This is a genomic window from Bartonella sp. SD1336NMGDW (assembly GCF_042193565.1).
GTDB lineage: Bacteria > Pseudomonadota > Alphaproteobacteria > Rhizobiales > Rhizobiaceae > Bartonella > Bartonella grahamii.
Genome location: NZ_JBHILW010000080.1, coordinates 1 through 895 on the forward strand (window position 1 = coordinate 1; position 895 = coordinate 895).

The window sequence follows — 895 nt, forward strand, 5'->3', positions numbered from 1 at the left end:
GAATCTTACGTTATTCGGGACTCTCACTCAACATACAAAACAGTGAATTATCATTATAAATCAATGTCTTGTACGATTAGTTTCAGAAAAGGATTGGGAAGTTTGCATTTTAGAGAGGCAAAGCTCAGTTTTCAAATTTCAAACTCCAACAACATGTTTTTTAGCTTATTTTTAAGCATCTAGAATGAAGGTTTATTTTAATAAGTTCTCTCGTGAGGGACGAGATGATAGCAATAAGACTTTTCCTCATATAGCAACGCTGCTTGGCAAGGATGCAACTTGGATGTGATATAGACGGACAAATATAATATGAGTGATGGTGCATTGTAAGTTTTATAATACAAATCATCAGATCAAGAAAGAAGATATTGATAGTTTTTATAGTAGTCAGTGGGAAAAAAATCCTCACCTGTCATATTCTTATCGATAGCACTCGAAACAGAGTGGAGTGATAACGCTTCTCATATTTTTGCAGTCCAAGAAATCCAGATTCAAAGGATTAATCTGTTTGATTGAGAAAACAGTCAAATAGATTTGAGTCCTTTTGAAGAAAAAGGAGAAGCTACGCTTAAGAAAAAAAACCGAAAAAGCTTTTAGATCATCAACAAGAAGCGCTTAAAGCTTGTTCTGTGAGGGGTTCTAAAAGAAGCAGACTGTTGCGAATTGATTATGGCGTGTAGGACGAGAAAGACCTTACTAGTCTTAAAGATAGCAGAAACTCTTGCTGGGAAAGGCAAGCGTATTTTATTTTTTGTACTCTCTCTTTTTAATATCCCAAACGATAAGAGAATGACAGCAGATACAGAACCACCCTTACGTTTTTTTCTGTCTGTTCCGATACACAAGTTAGCAAACCTGATAAAAACCAAGATTCTACTGCAATGGATACATAACT

General features: G+C 35.2%; 1 pseudogene. It reads left to right on the top strand.

Annotated features, from left to right (window positions below):
- Positions 1 to 319: 319 nt before the first annotated feature.
- A pseudogene (locus tag ACFIKH_RS09225) lies at positions 320 to 887 on the top strand (DEAD/DEAH box helicase family protein); the annotation flags it as partial.
- Positions 888 to 895: the final 8 nt, after the last annotated feature.